Below are 18,203 nucleotides of genomic sequence, written 5' to 3' on the forward strand. Positions count from 1 at the left end.
CCAACACACCCAGCATAAACCCTAATCCCACAACCCGCCGAACTGGCACGCCATTCCCAACCCCACACCCCATCCACTTCAACCTTCCTTAAGCGCCCGCCCCATACCGTCACCCTCGCAAATCGAGGGTCCCCATTCCATGTTCACCGTTCTGACATGCATCACCGAGCAGCATAATCTCGCGCTGGTCGGGCTTGCGGGTTTGATCTGCTTTCTCGCCAGCCACTGCGCGATGGTTCTGCTCGATCGGGCGATGTCTTCAGGCGGTGTCGCGCGGTGGGTGTGGCTGCTGACGGCGGGGGCGGCGGGTGGGTTTGGGATCTGGGCGACGCATTTCGTTGCCATGCTGGCTTATGATCCCGGTGTCGTCGTGGGGTATCATGCCGGGCTGACGCTGGTTTCGCTGCTGGTCGCGGTCGTGGCGGTGACGGGGGCGGTGGCGGCGAAGATCGTCTATGACAGGTGGATGGCGAATATTCTGGCGGGCGTGCTCTTCGGCGCCGGCATCGGCTCGATGCATTTTTCCGGCATGCTGGCGATCGAATTCCCGGGAGAGATCGCCTGGAACGGGCAGTTCGTGGCGGCGTCGGTCGTTCTCGGCATCGGTTTTTCGGTCGCCGCCTTTCGCTTTGCGGGGAGCGGCGAGCGGTCGTTTTTGCGCGGGCTTGCGCCGACGGTTCTGCTGACGTCAGGCGTCGTCGCCCTGCATTTCACGGCGATGGCGGGCGTCACGGTCACGCCAGGCGTCGAGGCGCTCGATCCCGCGACGCTGATTTCGCCCGCGATCATGGTGGTGACGATTGCTGCCGTCACCTTTTCGCTGCTGGCGGCCGGTTTTGCGGCGGCCATCTTCGCCGTGCGCTCGGAGGCCAAGACCGCCAAGGTGGAGCGCAATTTCAAGCTGCTCGTCCAGGGCGTGACCGATTACGCGATCTACATGCTCGATCCCAATGGCAAGGTCAGCAACTGGAATGCGGGCGCCGAGCGCGTCAAGGGCTACACGGCCGATGAGATCGTCGGCAAGGATTTCTCGCTGTTCTATTCGCAGGAAGATCGCCGGAAAGGCATTCCGCAGCGGGCGCTCGCGATCGCGCGCGGGGAAGGCAAGTTCCAGGCCCAGGGCTGGCGCTATCGCAAGGATGGCTCCTCCTTCTGGGCCTATGTCGTCATCGATGCGATCCGTGACGAAACCGGCGCGCTGATCGGCTATGCCAAGATCACCAAGGACAACAGCAAGCAGAAGGCGGATGCCGACCGGATCGAGGAGGTCACCCGCAATCTCGACGTCGCGCTCGAAAACATGGGGCAGGGCATCTGCATGTTCGATGCGGGCGAGCGTCTGGTGCTCTGCAACAAGCGCTACCTCGAAATCTTCCGTTTTCCCGAAGGGGCGGTGCGTCCGGGGATGCACTACAGGGAGATCGTCGAGATCGGCTATGCCGCCAACACCGACGACGCGGCGGAAGCGGAGGCGCGCGCCGAGGCGCATTATATCAGGAACATGGCGCTGATCCGGGGCGAGGCCGGCAGCGCGGTGCACAAATATCCGAGCGGCACGTCGATCCAGCAGCATGTCAACATGCTGCCGAATGGCGGCTGGGTCGTGACCTTCGAGGACATCAGCGATCGCCTGAAATCCGAGGAGCAGGTCGCCTTCCTCGCCAAGCATGACGGGCTGACGGGCCTGCCGAACCGGCTGCAATTCGGCGAGCGCGTCGCCGAGGAATTGATGGTCGCGGACCGGGTGAGGGGCAAGGTCGCGGTGATCGGCATCGATCTCGACAAGTTCAAGGAGGTCAACGACCAGCACGGCCACGGCACCGGCGACATGGTGCTGGTCGAGCTGACGCGCCGTCTCGGCGAGGCGCTGCAGGAGGGCGAGTTCATCGCCCGCTTCGGCGGCGATGAGTTCGCCGCAACCAAGCGCTTCGATGATTTGAGCGCGCTGCATGATTTCATCGCCCGCCTGGAAGGCGCGCTCGGCGGCATCGTCTCCGTCGACGGCTTCGAGATCAAGACCGGCGCGAGCCTCGGTGTCGCGATCTATCCGAGCGATGCCGAGAGCGTCGACGGGCTGCTCGCCAATGCCGATCTCGCCATGTACCGCGCCAAGCAATCGCTCTTGCAGAAGGTCTGCTTCTATGAGGCCGCGATGGACGAGACCGCGCGCCGCCGCCGCGCGCTCGCCAACGATCTCTGGGCCTGCATCGACCGCAACGAGCTGCATCTGCACTATCAAGTGCAGAAATCGGTGCGGACGGGAGAAATCACCGGCTACGAGGTTCTGCTGCGCTGGCGCCACGCCGAACGCGGCAACATCCCGCCGATGGATTTCATCGGCCTTGCCGAGGAATGCGGCGCCATCCTGCCGATCGGCGAATGGGTGCTGCGCGAAGCCTGCCGGGAGGCCGCGAGCTGGAACAACGGCCACAAGATCGCCGTCAACCTCTCGCCCGTCCAGCTCGGCCATGCCGACATGGCGGCGGTGATTTCAGCCATCCTCGCCGAAACCGGCCTCGACCCGCGCCGCCTGGAAATCGAGATCACCGAAAGCTCGATCATCATCGACAAGGACAAGGCGCTCGCCACCATGCGGGAGATGAAGTCGCTCGGCGTCTCGATCGCCATCGACGATTTCGGCACCGGCTACTCCTCGCTGGAAACGCTCCGCTCCTTCCCCTTCGACAAGATCAAGCTCGACAAGAGCTTCATGGCCGAGGTCGAAAGCAACGCCCAATCGAAGGCGATCGTGAGGGCGATCCTGGCCCTCGGCCGCAGCCTCGACGTGCCGGTGCTGGCGGAAGGCGTGGAGACGCAGGCGCAGCTGGATACGCTGTTCGAAGAGCAGTGTGATGAGGCGCAGGGGTATTTGCTGGGCAGGCCGCAGGCGATGGGTGAGGTGGTGGTGGAGAAGGCGGCTTGAGGGTTCGAGAGGGTTTGCCGTGTGGCCCCCTCATCCGCCTGCCGGCACCTTCTCCCCGCTGGGGAGAAGAGACTCGTGGCAACGTCTCGTCCTTCTTGAAGGTCTCTTTTGGAAACGAGGACAGGCGGCTTGCTCCCTTCTTCTCCCCAGCGGGGGTCCGAAGGACGGGTCGAGACCCGCGGCTCGACCCCGGTCGGTGGCCCGCAGGGTCGGATGAGGGGGCTGCACGGCACACCGTTGCCTCCGCCCGCCGCGCCCTCAAAGCTCCGTCATCATCTCATGCCATTGCATCCCACCATGATCGGATGACGACGGTTTGATGTCGCGGTAGCCCATTTTCTCATACAACAATACGTGCCTGTCCTTGCTTGGAATAGCGACGGCAACCCTTGCCCCAACCAAACTCGCATCAGCCGTTGGTCCGATCTTCCAAGAACCAAACAAGTCTTCCAATCGTATCGATATCAGACTAACGTCTGACGACAGCGTGAGACGATAATAATATGGTCGCGCCCGGTTAAGCATTTCCTGATCGTCTGATTTGATCTTGCAGTGGTTGTAGATATCCCGTGAAGAAAAATTATCAGGTACGGAATTATACCACATTGTAGTTAAATCATGAGGCGTGGACTGTTTGGTTCGACATTGTTTTATATTTGCATGAGGCTATGCAGATGAGGAACAGGGGCACGTGATGAAGAGAGTTCTAGTAGCAGGCGGGGCTGGTTTCATTGGTTCGCACATGTGCGACAAGCTGTTGCGCCGCAACAATATTGAAAAGCTCGTCGTCGTCGACAATCTCTGGACCGGCCGGGCGGAGAATCTATCGCACATCAAGGATTCGCGGTTCCATTTCGTCCGCTCCGACGCCGAAACTCTTCAGACATCGGAGAAATTCGACGAGATCTACCATTTCGCTTCTCCGGCCTCGCCGCCCTGGTACATGAAAGAACCGAAGCGGACGATTGCCGCAAACCTGCTCGGCGCCTTCCGCCTGCTCGACCTCCTGAAGAAGGGCGGCCGCTTCTGCTTCACCTCATCCTCGGAAGTCTATGGCGATCCGTTGGTCTCGCCGCAGCCGGAAAGCTACAAGGGCCAGGTCGACTGCACCGGGCCGCGCTCTTCCTATGACGAAAGCAAGCGCTGCACCGAATCGCTGCTGTTCGAGCTGCAGCGCACCGAAGGCCTCGACGTCAGGGTCGTGCGTCCGTTCAACTGTTATGGGCCGCGCACGCGGCCGGATGACGGCCGCGCCGTTTCCAATTTCATCACCCAGGCGCTGAGCGGCCGGCCGATCACCGTCTTCGGCGACGGGCTGCAATCGCGCAGCTGGGGTTATATCGACGATATCACCGAGGGTTTTGCCCATTATTTCTGGATGAACGAGACCGATTACCGGGGACCGCTCAACGTCGGCAACGACCGCGAGATCTCGGTGCTCGAGGTCGCCAAATATGTCTCCAGCCTGATGGGCGGCGTGCCGATCGTCTTCAAGCCGTCGCCCCCGCAGGACCCGACGAACCGGCGGCCGGACCTGACCAACGCCAAGTATGTGATGCCGGAATGGTCCTGCAAGATCAGCTATGAGGAAGGCGTCGCCAAGACCCTCGACTGGTTCAGGGAGGAGATGAAGCCGCGCGCTCCGAAATCCAGTTCAATCGTCGCCCACCGCGCGCGCCAGGGTAAATCCGTGCAACTGAGCGGTTTCTCCAGCCTATGAGATGAGCGTGCCGATGAGGGGAACGATCCCGCGCGACATGAAAGACGTCGTCTTTCCCATGCCCACCCACTACCTGGATCTCTCCTCGTATGATGCCGGTGCGGATGCTCCGGCGATCGGCGCCGGGCTCGTGGTTTTCATGTCCGAAGGTCTTCCCATGGGCCAGGCCTATGTCGAAACGACCGAAGATCCGGCTGCATTGTCTGCAAAGACCGTGCAGCCTGACATTATCGAACATGCGCGGCGGGTCACGCAGGCGCCGATCGTGAACCGCGATGTCAGCGTTCTCATCTGCACCAAGGATCGGCCAGAGGAACTTGCCCGGTGCCTGGCATCCGTGCCGAAGCAATCCCTTCCTCCGGTCGAAATCATCGTGGTCGACAACGCATCGGCCGGCGATGCCACGCGTCGCGTCGTGGAGGCGGCCGGCGCCACCTATGTCCGAGAAGACAGGATCGGGCTGGATTATGCCCGCAATGCTGCCGTGCGCGCTGCAAAGACCGAATTTGTCGCATTCACCGATGATGACGTGGTGCTTCACGAACGATGGCTCGAAAATCTGATGAAAGCGTTCGATGCGCCCGAAATCGGATGTGTCACCGGCCTTGTCCTTCCCGGAGAGCTTTCCACGCCCGCTCAGCTGATATTCGAAACCCATTGGGGGTTCGGCCGGGGTTATCGCCGCAAGGACTTCGATCAGCACTTCTATCGCCAGAACGAACGATATGGAGCACCGGTCTGGCTGGTCGGTGCGGGAGCAAGTCAGGCGTTTCGCCGGAAGGTATTCGATGATTCCGGCTTGTTCGATGTCCGGCTGGACATGGGAGCGGCCGGCTGTTCCGGCGACTCCGAATTCTGGAATCGCCTCCTCCATCACGGCCAGACCTGTCGTTACGAACCGACGGCGGTCTCGTGGCATTTCCATCGTAAGGAGATGGAAGGACTGGCGAAGCAGATCCATCAATATATGAGCGGCCATGTGGCGGCGCTGCTGGTCCAGTACCAGAACACCGGCAATCGAGGCAATTTGCGCCGCATCCTGGTCGCACTTCCCCAGTATTATTTCAAAAGGTGGAAAAAGCGGCTGAGAAAGGGAGCGACTTCGCACGACTTCTTTCTGAAGGAAGAGGTTCTCGGCAGCCTACATGGCGCTTTTTATCTTCTCAGCCGCTGGAAAATGCAGCCATGGTGACTGCGCCGAAGCCTGCAATCTCATTTCTCATCCCGGCCTTCAATGCCGCTGCCACGCTGGAAGACTGCCTGGGCAGCCTGAAAAATCAGACGGTCACAAGCTGGCAGGCGGTCGTGGTGGACGACGGTTCGCGCGACGAAACCTGGGAGGTGCTCGAAAGCCTTGCCGGGGCAGACAGCCGCATCACGATCCACCGCCAGCCAAACGCCGGCGCCGCCGCGGCGCGCAACGCCGCCGCCGAGCTTGCGCTTGCCCCCCTGCTCTGCATGCTCGATGCGGACGATTGGCTGGACCCCACATTCATCGCGAGCATGATGCCGGTCGCCAAGGACCAGTCTCAGCCTGTCATAGCCCATTGTAGCTATCGCCGCGTTACATCAGATGGCCGGATGCTGAAGATCGAGGACGCGCCCGATCTCATGGGCGATCGCGCAATCCAGGAGTTGTCGTCTTTCTGTGCGCTGGCCATTCACACGGCGGTCTTTCCGCGCAGCCTTTTCAAGCAGGTTGGCGGTATGGATGCCGCGCTGCAAACCTGCGAGGATTGGGATCTCTGGCTTCGCATGGCGCTTGCCGGAGCCCGTTTCGAACGAGTGGGCAAATGCCTCGCCTTCTACCGCATGAAAGCGGGCTCCCTGTCGGCTGACCCGATTAAGATGGTGCGGGATGCGGTTTTCGTCACCAAAAGGGCTGAGGCTCTGCAATCGGAGCGCGGCTTGCCGACGCAGCATGAGGACGCCGCTTGGCTGACCCCGGCCCTCAGCCAGCTTCGCATGCTGGTCTGGGTCGCTTCGGCAAATCTTTGCCCGGAAGCCGATCTCGCGAAACTGGCCGAACTTCTGCCGGAATTTCCCGATGCTTCAGGCTCCGAAGATCTTATGGCCTTGGTGATCCTTCATGGGTTGAGGACGGGGCGGCTGGTCCAGAATACCGCCGACTTGATTGACGTCATCGACTCCTGGGCGCCGGCAGTTTCTCACCTCCTCAGCCTTATCGAACGCCATTCGCTTCCCGGAACCGCACGAAAGATAGAGCAGCTTCTTGCCTGGCGATTGTCGTCGGAAGCGGTCTCGCGTTCTTTCAAACTCGGGCGTGTTCAGACGGCCGGCGTCGACGTCAACCGGCTCGCCGGGATTACTAAGGCAGCCGAAGCCGATACGCTGCTCTTCCAGCTTTCGGCCGGTCAGGAGCACGTCGGCACCCATGTCGGGCCGCTCTGGGGGGATCTGTCCATCGGCGCACAAGTGCATCTGATCGTCAGGGAAATGTATGCGGGCGACCGGCTGCCCACGCCAATGACATTCGCCTATGCGCGCCGTTGGTCTTCCGAAGCGCTGCGCAACTACAGAGGCTTTCTTGGAATCCTTCGGCGGGGAGGAAGGCGGCGGGGGCGGCTCAGCCGCCTCGTGCGCTCGACACGCGAGAATGCCCTTGTAAAATCGTCCGCGGACGGCGGGAAAAACAATGGCCCCTCCTTTTCGAAGGCAGAGCCGGGCAGTGAGCCGTTGCATAACGCCGTCGCGGCCGAGCACCGCGAAAAACAAACTGGAAAAGAAGCCGTTCCCTCCGAGGCCATTTCCAAGGAAGAATATTGGGAGCGCGTCTTCGAGCACCCTGACCCCTGGAATTATCTCTCCATCTATGAACAGGTCAAATACGAGCAGACGCTGAGCCTGGTGCCTGATGGCATAGGCAAGGCCCTGGAGCTTGCCTGTGCGGAGGGAATATTCTCCGCAAAGCTCGCGCAGAAGGTCGGGATGCTGACGGCCACGGATATCTCCAGGCGCGCAATCGAAAGGGCATCCGAACGATGCCGGGAGAGCCGCAACGCCGAGTTTCGTGTCCTTGATTTCGCAGGCGACGACATTCCGGGCGGGCAGGATCTGATCGTGTGCTCGGAAGTCCTCTATTACATGGATGACGAAGCAGCCCTGGAACGGGTCTGCCGAAAGATCGCCGCGGCCTTGAAGCCGGACGGATATCTGATCTCCGCTCACGCTCATCTTCGGCGTGACGAGCCTGATAGAACCGGTTTCGATTGGAGCAATCCGTTCGGCATCGGCACGATCAGGAAAGTGCTTTCAAACCTGCCGGAACTGACGCTGGAAGAAACGATCGAGACCGAGCTTTACGCCATTCACCGGTTCCGCAAGCGCGAGACATCCGCCCACACGATGCGGGTCGAAAAGCATGGGGTTCCTTTGGAAACCGATGTGGCCAAGCACATTATCTGGGGACCCGCCGGCGTCGATCGACAGGCGGCGTGGTCGAATGAGACGACGACGTCGATTCCGGTGCTGATGTATCACAGGGTCGCTGGCGACGGCCCGGATCGGCTGCGGCGTTACCGGATCGCACCTGACATATTCCGCCAGCAGATGCAGTTTCTGCGACGGCAGGGCTATTACACGCTGACGACGGATGTTCTGCTCCAACTGCTTCGGGCCGGAAAACCAATCCAGGGGCGACCTGTTGTGCTGACGTTCGACGACGCCTATGTCGACTTCCTCACCCATGCCTCTCCCATCCTTGCCGAGAACGGCTTCGGGGCTGATGTTTTCGTGGTGACGGACAAGGTGGGGGGCCGATCGGACTGGGATGCCTCCTACGGTGAGCCGGCGCCTTTGATGTCGTGGCAGGATATCGAGGATCTCCATCGACAAGGCATCCGGTTCGGCTCTCATCTGGCGTCTCACCGGCCAGCAAGCGCGCTTGATAACCGCACATTGCTCACCGAAGCGGTCCTTTCCCGCAACACGCTGGAGAACCGTCTCGGCGCTGCCGCGACCTCCATCGCACTTCCCTACGGCAGTACGGATTTCCGCGTTCCGGGCATCCTGGCGGAGGCTGGTTATGAGATCGGCTTTACCACGAAGCCGGCCAAGGCGGAGTTTTCGGACAAGCTGCTCTCCCTTCCGCGGCTGGAAGTTCGCGGCGACTTACCCATCAAGGCTTTTGCCGAAATGATGGGTCAACCCGACGCCTTCATCGGATGAGCGCCATGACCACCAGTTCCCCTTTGGTTACCGTCGTCATCCCCGCATACAACGCGGAAAAGACGTTGGCGCAAACGCTGCGAAGCGTGTCGGCCCAGACCTATGAACAGCTGGAGATACTCGTCGTGGATGATGGTTCCCGGGACGGAACCTTCGAATTGGCAAAGGAGTACGGCCTTTCCGATCCCCGCGTCCGCCTTCTCCGCCAGGAGAACGGAGGCGTTGCGCGCGCACGCAACCACGGCGTCCGAGAGGCAAGAGGCAGCTACGTCGCACCAATCGATGCCGATGATCTCTGGCACCCCCGAAAAATCGAGATGCAGGTTCAGGCGCTCGGGAAATTCCCCATGGGCCGCGGCGTCGCCTACAACTGGTATGCGGCAATTGACGGCAGCGACGTGATTTTCGGCCATTCGAGACCTGTGATCCATGAGGGTGACGTCTTCGAAGCGATGGTCAGGGAAAATTTCATCGGCAATGGCAGCACGCCGCTTATGCCGCGTGATGAGGTGCTGGCGTGTGGCGGTTATGATGCCGGCCTGCGCGACCAGGGAGCCGAAGGATGCGAGGACCTGAAGCTTTATCTGGCATTGGCAGAAAGGTTGCCCTTTGCATTGGTTCCTGATTTCCTGACCGGATATCGCTTCACCGCCGGCAACATGTCGAGCAATGCCTCGCGTATGCTGAAATCGCACGGCCTTGTGATGGCCGATATCAAGCAGCGCCATCCCGGTCTCGCCGAAACGGCGACCCTGGCGGAATTCGATACGGCACGCTGGTATTTCAAGAAGTCGTTCTACGGCGGCGATTACGCACAGGCCATGCAACTCGCGCCCCTCCTCATCAGGAGGTTTCCTTCAACGCTCGCCATCCGCACGGCCAGGGATCTCTGGCGGGCGGCAAAACGCCAACGCAGGCGATTGGTCAAGCGTATCTCCGGCAAATCGCCCGCCCCGCCGAAAGGGGCGGTACCGATGAGCATTGCGCTCCCCGCCAGCGGCACGTCGTTTTATGAGCTTGTCGCAGCGAAGTCAGCCGGACGGGCCGGCCATTTCAGCGAGCCCCGGGCGGATCGTTTATGACGAAGCTACGGAAACCCATTGGCGGCAGATCGGCGAGCGCATTCAACATCATTGTCGCGGCGCGGTTTCGCGAGCTTCTGGAACTCGTTCCCTCGCTCCGGCTGAAGACCTCGATCCTGATCGTCACCGGCATCTTGACCGGCCTGTCGGAAATGGTGGGGATCACCTTGCTGGTCAGCCTGGTTTTCGTGCTCAGTCAGCAAGGTCCTTTTTCCGGCTCGGCCGTCGCCTGGCTTCCGGCCGTCTTCGGCGGATTCGAATCCTCCCTGACGAAACCGATGCTGGTCGCCATCCTCGTATGCGCGATCATCCTCAGGATCGTTCTCGGCTTCGTCAACGAGATCGTCGCAAGCACCGTCAGCCATCAGATCAGCGAGAGCATTCGTCAGCGGCTCTATGCAAAGATCCTGACGATCCCCTTCCAGCGATTTCAGCACTATGAGCGCAGCGACCTGATCAATGTGATCGCAACCGAATCCTATTCGGTGGCCTCGGCTCACGCCAGTCTCGTGCGGCTTGGCGTCAATCTCGGCACCATTGTAATCTTCGGGATTGGAATGCTTGTCATGGCATGGCCGATCGCCGTGCTCGCGGTGGTGTTCGGCGTCATCCACAATCTGAGCCTCGGCTTGTTTGCCGCCGCCTATCGGCGTCTCGGGGCCACCAGCCTTTCAGCAGTGGAAGAGCTTACCCATGTGACCTGGACCACGCTGCAAACGATGAAAGCGGTGAAGAGTTTCGGGCTGGAAGATCGTTACAAGGGTCTATTCGAGACCTTGTCCAGGAAGGTGGGGGAAACCTGGCGCCGCTCCGACCGGATGGGGGCAGCGACCTCGCTCTTGAGCGAGACGCTGACATTCGGCGTGATCCTGACGATCATCCTGTCCTCGCAGGTCCTGCCGGTGGATTTCCAGGCCGCCCTGTCGGCCACCATCCTTCTTTACAGGCTCCAGCCGCATATCAAGCAGTTCGATTCACAGCTGCTGCGCTTGCATGAAATCGAAGCCTCTCTGCAAAACGTGCTGGCGCTGACTGCTGAACAGGACGACGCCAGGAACATCGCAGGCGGAGACGACGTTTCGCATCTCAAGCGGGAGATCGTCTTCCATGATGTGTCCTTCTTCTACGAGGCAGCCAAGATGCCGGCCGTGAACCATGCCAGCTTCTCGATCAAGGCCGGCGAGACGACGGCTCTGACCGGACCTAGTGGCTCCGGTAAAACGACGATCATCAACATGCTTCTCGATCTCATTCAGCCGACCGAAGGCCACATCACGATTGACGGCAAGGCTCTCTCGACAATCGAGCGCTCCAGTTGGCTGCGGCTGCTCGCGGTCGCCGGCCAGGATGTCGAGCTCATGGAGGGCACCGTCCTCGATAATATCCGCTTCCGTCGCGATATTTCCGAGGAGGAGGTCCGCCGGGCCGCGGATATGGCCTGCGCCACCGAATTCATCGAGAATCTGCCTTATGGTTTCGACGAATGGCTGGGAGATGAGGCGATAAGGCTTTCAGGCGGCCAGCGGCAGCGGATAGGCCTGGCCCGTGCGCTCGCGGGCCGTCCGGAGATCCTGCTGCTGGACGAAGCCACCAGCGCGCTCGACGAACCGACCGAAGCGCGCGTGCTTTCCCTCCTGCTCAAGGAATATGAATCCCGTACACTGATCATCGTCAGCCACAGATCGGCAACCACCGCATTGATGAAGAACCAGATCCGCCTTCATCCGACTGCGGTTGGGGAGGAGTAGTGCGATGGGCGATACCTCTCTCTCGGAAGTACAGGTTTCGGTCATCATTCCCGCCTATAACGCGGGCCGCTACATTGCCTCTACGCTTCAGTCGGTCACCGGGCAGACACATGCGAATCTCGAAATTCTGATCATCGACGACGGTTCTACGGACGAAACCCCCGATATCTGTCGTCGGATCGCAGCAGACGATCCCAGAATCCGCATCATTTCCATGGGAAATCGAGGGGTGGCCGCGGCGCGCAACATCGGGATCGAGGCGTCGACATCAGATTATATCGCCTTCGTCGACGCGGATGATCTCTGGCATCCTTCCTATGTCGAGACCTTGCTGTCGGCGCTTCATCCCCTGCCCCCCGACTGGGGCGCCGTCTATGCGCTTCACCGCATCATTGATTCCGAGGGCTATTGCACGAGAGCCAGCTCCGGCCTGAGTGCGAGAGGGACGGTGCTTGCCCGTCACCTCATCTTTCGTTTTGTCGGAAACGGCAGCGGCCTGATGATCCGCCGCGCGGTCTATGACGAGATCGGCGGTTATGATTCTGCCTATGCAGAACACGGGATCGGCGGGTGTGAGGATCTGGATTACGAGCTGCGGGTCGCCGAGGCGTTCAAGATCGAGGCTGTCCCACTTGGTCTGGTGGGATACCGGATCCATTCGGCCGCCATGTCTTCCGACAGTTCCAGAATGGCTCGATCGCTCCTCGCGGTATATGAAGGCGCCATAGCCCGCAATCTGCAGCTTCCCCGATGGGTCGTCGACTGCGCGCTCGCATCGGTCCATCTCTACGCTTTTTCGAAATTTATCGCCGCGAAAAATTGGAAAAACGCGGCCAATTCACTGAAGCAAATCTTCCGTTTCAGCCCGCGTCTCGCCGGCATCGTCTTCTTCGGCTTAATCCTGTCCAAATTGCGCAGAGCCGCACGCAGAGCATGGTCGAAGCTGGTAACGACCAAGAATAATCTGATGAAATTTGAACAGGTGGATCCGCAGGCGCCCTTGGGCGGCGGCCTGTCGAGCTTTCGAACGGAAAAGCTGTTGAAGCGGCTGTCCGAAGTCGATCGGGCGCTCGACATCTCGCATCACCAACGGAGAAGCGAGATGTCTTTTACCAATAACGCGCCGCTTGGAAACGGCGACCCATTCGCCCTTTGACGTCGGGGCGGGTTCGTCCGCTTCCGACTGGACTCAGCCTTCCTCTTTCGGCCGCTCGATCCGGATCACCTGCGGTTCGCCGAAGAGATAACCTTCCGACTTGATCGAGGCCACGGCCTTGCGCACTGATTCTTCCGTCGTCGCGTGGGTGACGAGAATGATCGTCTGGTGGTGAGACGGCGCCAGGTGCTGCTTGGAGCGCTGGACGATCGATTCCAGTGAGATGTGGTTTTCGGCCATGCGGGTCGCGACGCTTGCAAAGACGCCGGTGCGGTCGAGCACGGTCAGGCGGATGAAATAACCGCCCTCATGGCTCTGCATCTGCGCCTTGCGGTAGGGCTCCAGCGCCTTGGCGGGATGGCCGAGCACCGGAACGCGCTGGGCGCCCGGCTGGCTCTTGGCGATATCAGCGATATCACCGAGTACCGACGAAGCCGTCGCATTGCCGCCGGCGCCGGGACCGACCATCAGCAGTTCGCCGAGCACGTCGGATTCGATCGCCACCGCATTGGTGACGCCGTCGACCTGGGCGATGACCGAATCGACCGGCACCATGGTCGGGTGCACGCGCTGCTCGATGCCGGTATCGGTGCGCTGGGCAACGCCGAGCAGCTTGATGCGATAGCCGAGTTCGGCTGCGGCGTGGATATCCTCGATCGAGATATTGGTGATGCCTTCGAGATAGATGTCGTCGGCCGCGATGCGATTGCCGAAGGCGAGCGTCGTCAGGATGGCGAGCTTATGGGCGGTATCGTTGCCTTCGATATCGAAGGCGGGATCGGCTTCGGCATAACCCAGCCGCTGCGCCTCCTTGAGGCATTCGGAAAAGGAAAGCCCCTCCTTCTCCATCTTGGTCAGGATGTAATTGCAGGTGCCGTTCATGATGCCGTAGATGCGCGAGACGGCGTTGCCCGTCAGCGATTCGCGCAGCGCCTTGATGACGGGGATACCGCCGGCGACCGCCGCCTCGAAATTCAGCAGCGAGCCCTTCTCTTCCGCGATCGTCGCAAGCTCGACGCCGTGGTAGGCAAGCAGCGCCTTATTGGCTGTCACCACATGGAGACCACGCTGGAGCGCTGCGCGCACAGAGACGTTGGCAGCCCCTTCGGCGCCGCCCATCAGCTCGACGAAGACGTCGATATCGCCCTTTTCAGCCAGTTCCTCAGGCCGATCGAACCAGGTGACGGCAGAAAGATCGACGCCTCGGTCCCGCGTCTTGTCGCGCGCGGAGACCGCGGTGATCGTAATCGGACGCCCGCAGGTGACGGCAAGCTCGTTGCTCTTCTGCTGAATGATGCGGACGAGCGAAGCGCCAACGGTGCCCAAGCCCGCAATGCCGATTTTGAGGGCATCTGCCATGGATCGATCCTGAAATGTCTGATGAGAGACAGCCGCAGGTCTGCGGCTGTCTTCGAGGTTGAAATTAACGGTGGGCGTTGAGCGAGATGACGTTGTGCATCGTCTCGTCAGCCGTCGACATGAACTTCTTGATGTTGCGCGCAGCCTGGCGGATGCGGTGTTCGTTCTCGACGAGCGCCAGACGAACGTAGTCGTCGCCCATCTCGCCGAAGCCGATGCCCGGAGCAACGGCGACGTCGGCCTTCTCGACCAGCAGCTTGGAGAACTCAAGCGAACCGAGATGACGGAACTTTTCCGGGATCTTTGCCCAGGCGAACATGGTGGCGGCCGGCGGCGGCACTTCGAAGCCGGCCTTACCGAAGCTTTCGACCATGACGTCGCGGCGGCGCTTGTAGACGTTGCGGACTTCGGCAATGTCGGAACCATCGCCGTTCAGCGCGTGGGTCGCCGCCACCTGGATCGGCGTGAAGGCGCCGTAATCGAGGTAGGACTTGACGCGGGTGAGCGCAGCGATCAGCCGCTCGTTGCCAACGGCAAAGCCCATGCGCCAGCCGGGCATGGAAAAGGTCTTCGACATGGAGGTGAATTCGACCGTCACATCCATTGCACCAGGCACTTCGAGAACCGACGGCGGCGGAGTGTCGTCGAAATAGATCTCCGAATAGGCAAGGTCGGACAGCACGATGATGTCGTGCTTCTTGGCGAAGGCAATGACGTCCTTGTAGAAATCGAGCGTCGCGACAAAGGCCGTCGGGTTCGAGGGATAGTTGAGAATCAGCGCCAAAGGCTTCGGGATCGAATGCCGGACCGCGCGCTCAAGCGGCGGGAAGAAGGTCTCGTCCGGCTCCACCGACATCGAGCGGATCACGCCGCCCGCCATAAGGAAGCCGAAGGCGTGAATCGGATAGGTCGGGTTTGGGCAGAGGATCACGTCGCCGGGCGCGGTGATCGCCTGCGCCATGTTGGCGAAGCCTTCCTTGGAGCCGAGGGTGGCGACCACCTGCGTATCCGGATTCAGCTTGACGCCGAAACGGCGGGCATAATAGGCGGCCTGGGCGCGGCGCAGACCGGGAATGCCCTTCGAGGAGGAATAACGGTGCGTGCGCGGGTCCTGCACGACCTCGCACAGCTTGTCGACGATCGCCTGGGGAGTGGGAAGGTCAGGGTTTCCCATGCCGAGATCGATGATATCGGCGCCGCCCGCTCGCGCGCTTGCTTTCAAACGGTTGACCTGTTCGAAAACATAAGGCGGCAAACGCCGGACTTTGTGAAACTCTTCCATTTAATTCCCCATGGAAAGGCGGCATTTTGGGCCGCAGTCGAAGTTCGTTCCGTCTCCCGGCGGCTGCGACACGAACTTCAGAATCGCAGCGCCGTATTCATCAGACCCAAGCGACACGGCAAATCTTTGACGGAAAGGCCGTGCAACCACGCATTATCGGGAAAATCGCATCTTCCGATCCATCCGGAAGGCTTTGCGTCCAAATTGCCTGAAAGGCAAGGCTTATTTGGAGATTTCGGAGAGCGTCTGTGCGCCATGCTCGGCGGCCAAGCGGCGCATTTCGGCGACCTTCGCCTGATATTCGGCGTCCGAGATCGTACCAGCCTTGCGCCGGGCGGCAAGGGCCGTCAGCTGATGCTGCAGTTCTGCCGCCTGCTCGTCGCTCATCTGGACATTGGCGGCCGTCAGCGGCGCGCCGAAATTCGGATAGCCGTCCGGCGACTTCGCCAGGCCGCCTTCGACAGCCTCGCCCTTCGTGGCGGGCATGACGACGGCGGTCGGCGCCGCTCGCTTGGCGGCGGCTGCGGCCTTCTCTTCCGCCGTCAGGTTGCATCCGGCAAGCGCCATCGCTGCCGCGGCGCAGATCAGTGCGGTGCGGTTGAAGGTTGCGATGCGCCGGATGCCGTTATTCGTCATGCCTCAAAATCCAATTCTGACTGCGTCGACTGTTAAATTTGTCGCAGCCACAAAGCAATAGCACGAGCCGATGCGGGTGGAACTTGTTTTCTCGTTCGATCACGATGTACAACGAATGGATAAAAACAGTGCTGCCGCCGGAGGAAATGGTGACCGACAGCAAGCAGGAGAGTGGCAGCCAGAAAAATGGCGGCAAGACCGGTTTCGACACAACCGATCTCGATCCTTATCTGTTGAAGGATCCCGAGGCCATGACGGTGAACTTTGCCCGAGCGCTCGAAAATCTCGGGAAGGCCGCCTCGGCATGGCTCGAGCCGCGCGAACGCGGCGAGATCACCGACACGGTGGTCGATCCGATGACCGATATGGTCAAGACGCTCTCCAAGGTCACCGAATACTGGATTTCCGACCCTCGCCGGACCTTCGAGGCGCAGACGCAGCTGATGTCATCGTTCTTCGGCATCTGGATGCGCTCGATGCAGCGCATGCAAGGCGAGCCGACGCCTGCCGAGCCGGACACCCGCAAGGACAAGCGTTTCGCGGACGACGACTGGCAGAAGAACCCGTTCTTCGATTTTCTGCGCCAGGCCTACTTCGTCACATCAGACTGGGCCGAAAAGCTGGTGTCGGAGACCGATGGCCTCGACGAGCATACCAAACACAAGGCCGGTTTCTATGTGAAGCAGATCACCGCAGCACTTTCACCGACCAATTTCGTCGCCACCAATCCGCAGCTTTACCGTGAGACGATCGCAACCAGCGGCGAAAACCTGGTGCGGGGCATGAAGATGCTTGCCGAGGACATCGCTGCCGGAAACGGCGATCTTCGCCTGCGCCAGACCGACATGACGAAATTCGCCGTCGGCCGGGACATGGCGCTGACGCCGGGCAAGGTGATCGCCCAGAACGATATCTGCCAGATCATCCAATATGAGGCATCGACCGAAACGGTGCTGAAGCGGCCGCTGCTGATCTGCCCGCCCTGGATCAACAAGTTCTATATTCTCGACCTCAACCCGCAGAAATCCTTCATCAAATGGTGCGTGGACCAGGGCCAGACCGTCTTCGTCATTTCCTGGGTCAATCCGGATGCGCGTCACGCCGAGAAGGACTGGGCCGCCTATGCCCGCGAGGGCATCGACTTCGCGCTTGCGACGATCGAGAAGGCAACCGGCGAGAAGGAAGTCAATGCCGTCGGATATTGCGTCGGCGGCACGCTGCTCGCGGCAACGCTGGCGTTGCATGCCAAGGAGAAAAACAAGCGTATCAAGACGGCCACGCTCTTCACCACCCAGGTCGATTTCACCCATGCCGGCGATCTCAAGGTGTTCGTCGACGAGGAGCAGCTCACAGCGCTCGAAGAGCATATGAAGGCAGCCGGCTATCTCGACGGCTCGAAGATGTCGATGGCTTTCAACATGCTGCGCGCCTCCGAACTGATCTGGCCCTATTTCGTCAACAACTATCTCAAGGGCCAGGAGCCCCTGCCCTTCGACCTTCTGTTCTGGAACGCCGATTCGACCCGCATGGCGGCTGCCAACCACGCCTTCTACCTGCGCAACTGCTATCTGCGGAATGCGCTGACGCAGAACGAGATGATCCTCGACGGCAAATCCGTGTCGCTGAAGGATGTGAAGATCCCGATCTACAACCTCGCCACCCGTGAGGATCACATCGCCCCTGCCAAGTCCGTCTTCGTCGGCAGCCAGTTCTTCGGTGGCAAGGTGGAATTCGTCGTCACCGGCTCGGGACATATCGCCGGCGTGGTCAATCCACCCGATAAGAAGAAGTATCAATACTGGACGGGCGGCCCGGCCAAGGGGGATTACGAGACCTGGATCGAGCAGGCGAGCGAGACGCCGGGATCGTGGTGGCCACACTGGCAGGCCTGGATCGAGACGCATGACGGCAGGCGCGTGCCGGCGCGCAAACCCGGCGGCGATGCGCTGAACGCGATCGAGGAAGCACCGGGAAGTTATGTGATGGAACGCGCCTGACAAACGCGTCCGCGTCTCTTTTTGAGACGCTGGGAAAAACAGCGTCCGCGCGTAAACAAATTAGAAACCATAATTCGTCATCCTTGCGAAACAGTCGGCAAGTCGCACTTGG

12 protein-coding genes are annotated in these 18,203 nt (G+C 60.6%); 8 read left to right on the top strand and 4 right to left on the bottom strand.

What is annotated here, in order from left to right:
- The first annotated feature begins 139 nt into the window (after positions 1 to 139).
- On the top strand, positions 140 to 2,923 hold the full coding sequence (locus tag QD408_RS20680; protein WP_414140584.1) for an EAL domain-containing protein: 2,784 nt from the start codon (positions 140 to 142) through the stop codon (positions 2,921 to 2,923).
- A 258-nt stretch (positions 2,924 to 3,181) separates the two neighbouring features.
- Here the strand turns inward: QD408_RS20680 and QD408_RS20685 are convergent, their stop codons facing one another.
- Entirely contained in the window at positions 3,182 to 3,529 is a 348-nt protein-coding gene (locus QD408_RS20685; protein WP_414140585.1) for a hypothetical protein, read from the bottom strand.
- 88 nt (positions 3,530 to 3,617) lie between these two features.
- On the opposite strand from QD408_RS20685, the gene QD408_RS20690 reads away from it, so the two are divergent.
- Genes QD408_RS20690 through QD408_RS20715 form a run of 6 tightly spaced genes read left to right on the top strand, consistent with a single transcriptional unit; the run spans position 3,618 to position 12,817 of the window.
- Positions 3,618 to 4,643: an NAD-dependent epimerase/dehydratase family protein gene (locus QD408_RS20690; RefSeq protein ID WP_414140586.1), complete on the top strand. Its 1,026-nt coding sequence runs from the start codon at positions 3,618 to 3,620 to the stop codon at positions 4,641 to 4,643.
- Positions 4,644 to 4,656: 13 nt separating this feature from the next.
- On the top strand, positions 4,657 to 5,835 hold the full coding sequence (locus tag QD408_RS20695) for a glycosyltransferase family 2 protein (RefSeq protein ID WP_088681034.1): 1,179 nt from the start codon (positions 4,657 to 4,659) through the stop codon (positions 5,833 to 5,835).
- Positions 5,829 to 8,831 carry a glycosyltransferase gene (locus QD408_RS20700; RefSeq protein ID WP_414140587.1) on the top strand — a complete coding sequence of 1,001 codons (3,003 nt, stop codon included), beginning with the start codon at positions 5,829 to 5,831 and terminating at the stop codon, positions 8,829 to 8,831. Before QD408_RS20695 ends, QD408_RS20700 begins: the two co-directional genes overlap by 7 nt.
- The gene (locus QD408_RS20705; RefSeq protein WP_414140588.1) at positions 8,828 to 9,913 is read left to right on the top strand and encodes a glycosyltransferase family 2 protein; all 1,086 of its coding nucleotides are present in this window, start codon (positions 8,828 to 8,830) and stop codon (positions 9,911 to 9,913) included. The genes QD408_RS20700 and QD408_RS20705 overlap by 4 nt, the downstream gene beginning before the upstream one ends.
- The gene (locus tag QD408_RS20710; protein ID WP_088680888.1) at positions 9,910 to 11,661 is read left to right on the top strand and encodes an ABC transporter ATP-binding protein; all 1,752 of its coding nucleotides are present in this window, start codon (positions 9,910 to 9,912) and stop codon (positions 11,659 to 11,661) included. The genes QD408_RS20705 and QD408_RS20710 overlap by 4 nt, the downstream gene beginning before the upstream one ends.
- A 4-nt stretch (positions 11,662 to 11,665) precedes the next feature.
- Complete coding sequence (locus tag QD408_RS20715) at positions 11,666 to 12,817, top strand: glycosyltransferase family 2 protein (RefSeq protein WP_414140589.1); 1,152 nt, start codon at positions 11,666 to 11,668, stop codon at positions 12,815 to 12,817.
- A gap of 33 nt (positions 12,818 to 12,850) precedes the next feature.
- Here QD408_RS20715 and QD408_RS20720 read toward each other — a convergent pair whose 3' ends face one another.
- From QD408_RS20720 to QD408_RS20730, 3 genes are all read right to left on the bottom strand, one after another.
- Positions 12,851 to 14,176, bottom strand: a complete 1,326-nt coding sequence (locus QD408_RS20720) for a homoserine dehydrogenase (RefSeq protein WP_414140590.1) — start codon at positions 14,174 to 14,176, stop codon at positions 12,851 to 12,853.
- Between the two features lie 64 nt (positions 14,177 to 14,240).
- Positions 14,241 to 15,458, bottom strand: coding sequence for an LL-diaminopimelate aminotransferase (locus QD408_RS20725; protein ID WP_088680891.1), 1,218 nt, complete (start codon positions 15,456 to 15,458; stop codon positions 14,241 to 14,243).
- Between the two features lie 222 nt (positions 15,459 to 15,680).
- Entirely contained in the window at positions 15,681 to 16,094 is a 414-nt protein-coding gene (locus QD408_RS20730) for a hypothetical protein (RefSeq protein WP_088680892.1), read from the bottom strand.
- Positions 16,095 to 16,243: 149 nt separating this feature from the next.
- Between QD408_RS20730 and QD408_RS20735 the strand changes: the two genes are divergently transcribed.
- Positions 16,244 to 18,091, top strand: a complete 1,848-nt coding sequence (locus QD408_RS20735) for a PHA/PHB synthase family protein (protein WP_414140591.1) — start codon at positions 16,244 to 16,246, stop codon at positions 18,089 to 18,091.
- Positions 18,092 to 18,203 lie beyond the last annotated feature (112 nt).

This window comes from Rhizobium sp. BR 249 (assembly GCF_047445895.1).
Classification (GTDB): Bacteria; Pseudomonadota; Alphaproteobacteria; order Rhizobiales; family Rhizobiaceae; genus Rhizobium.

What these genes read in the sequence shown, in the direction of transcription:
- QD408_RS20680 (WP_414140584.1), top strand. Translation starts at nt 140, where the DNA reads ATGTTCACCGTTCTGACATGCATCACCGAGCAGCATAATCTCGCGCTG.
- QD408_RS20685 (WP_414140585.1), bottom strand. Translation starts at nt 3,529, where the DNA reads ATGTGGTATAATTCCGTACCTGATAATTTTTCTTCACGGGATATCTAC.
- QD408_RS20690 (WP_414140586.1), top strand. Translation starts at nt 3,618, where the DNA reads ATGAAGAGAGTTCTAGTAGCAGGCGGGGCTGGTTTCATTGGTTCGCAC.
- QD408_RS20695 (WP_088681034.1), top strand. Translation starts at nt 4,657, where the DNA reads ATGAGGGGAACGATCCCGCGCGACATGAAAGACGTCGTCTTTCCCATG.
- QD408_RS20700 (WP_414140587.1), top strand. Translation starts at nt 5,829, where the DNA reads ATGGTGACTGCGCCGAAGCCTGCAATCTCATTTCTCATCCCGGCCTTC.
- QD408_RS20705 (WP_414140588.1), top strand. Translation starts at nt 8,828, where the DNA reads ATGAGCGCCATGACCACCAGTTCCCCTTTGGTTACCGTCGTCATCCCC.
- QD408_RS20710 (WP_088680888.1), top strand. Translation starts at nt 9,910, where the DNA reads ATGACGAAGCTACGGAAACCCATTGGCGGCAGATCGGCGAGCGCATTC.
- QD408_RS20715 (WP_414140589.1), top strand. Translation starts at nt 11,666, where the DNA reads ATGGGCGATACCTCTCTCTCGGAAGTACAGGTTTCGGTCATCATTCCC.
- QD408_RS20720 (WP_414140590.1), bottom strand. Translation starts at nt 14,176, where the DNA reads ATGGCAGATGCCCTCAAAATCGGCATTGCGGGCTTGGGCACCGTTGGC.
- QD408_RS20725 (WP_088680891.1), bottom strand. Translation starts at nt 15,458, where the DNA reads ATGGAAGAGTTTCACAAAGTCCGGCGTTTGCCGCCTTATGTTTTCGAA.
- QD408_RS20730 (WP_088680892.1), bottom strand. Translation starts at nt 16,094, where the DNA reads ATGACGAATAACGGCATCCGGCGCATCGCAACCTTCAACCGCACCGCA.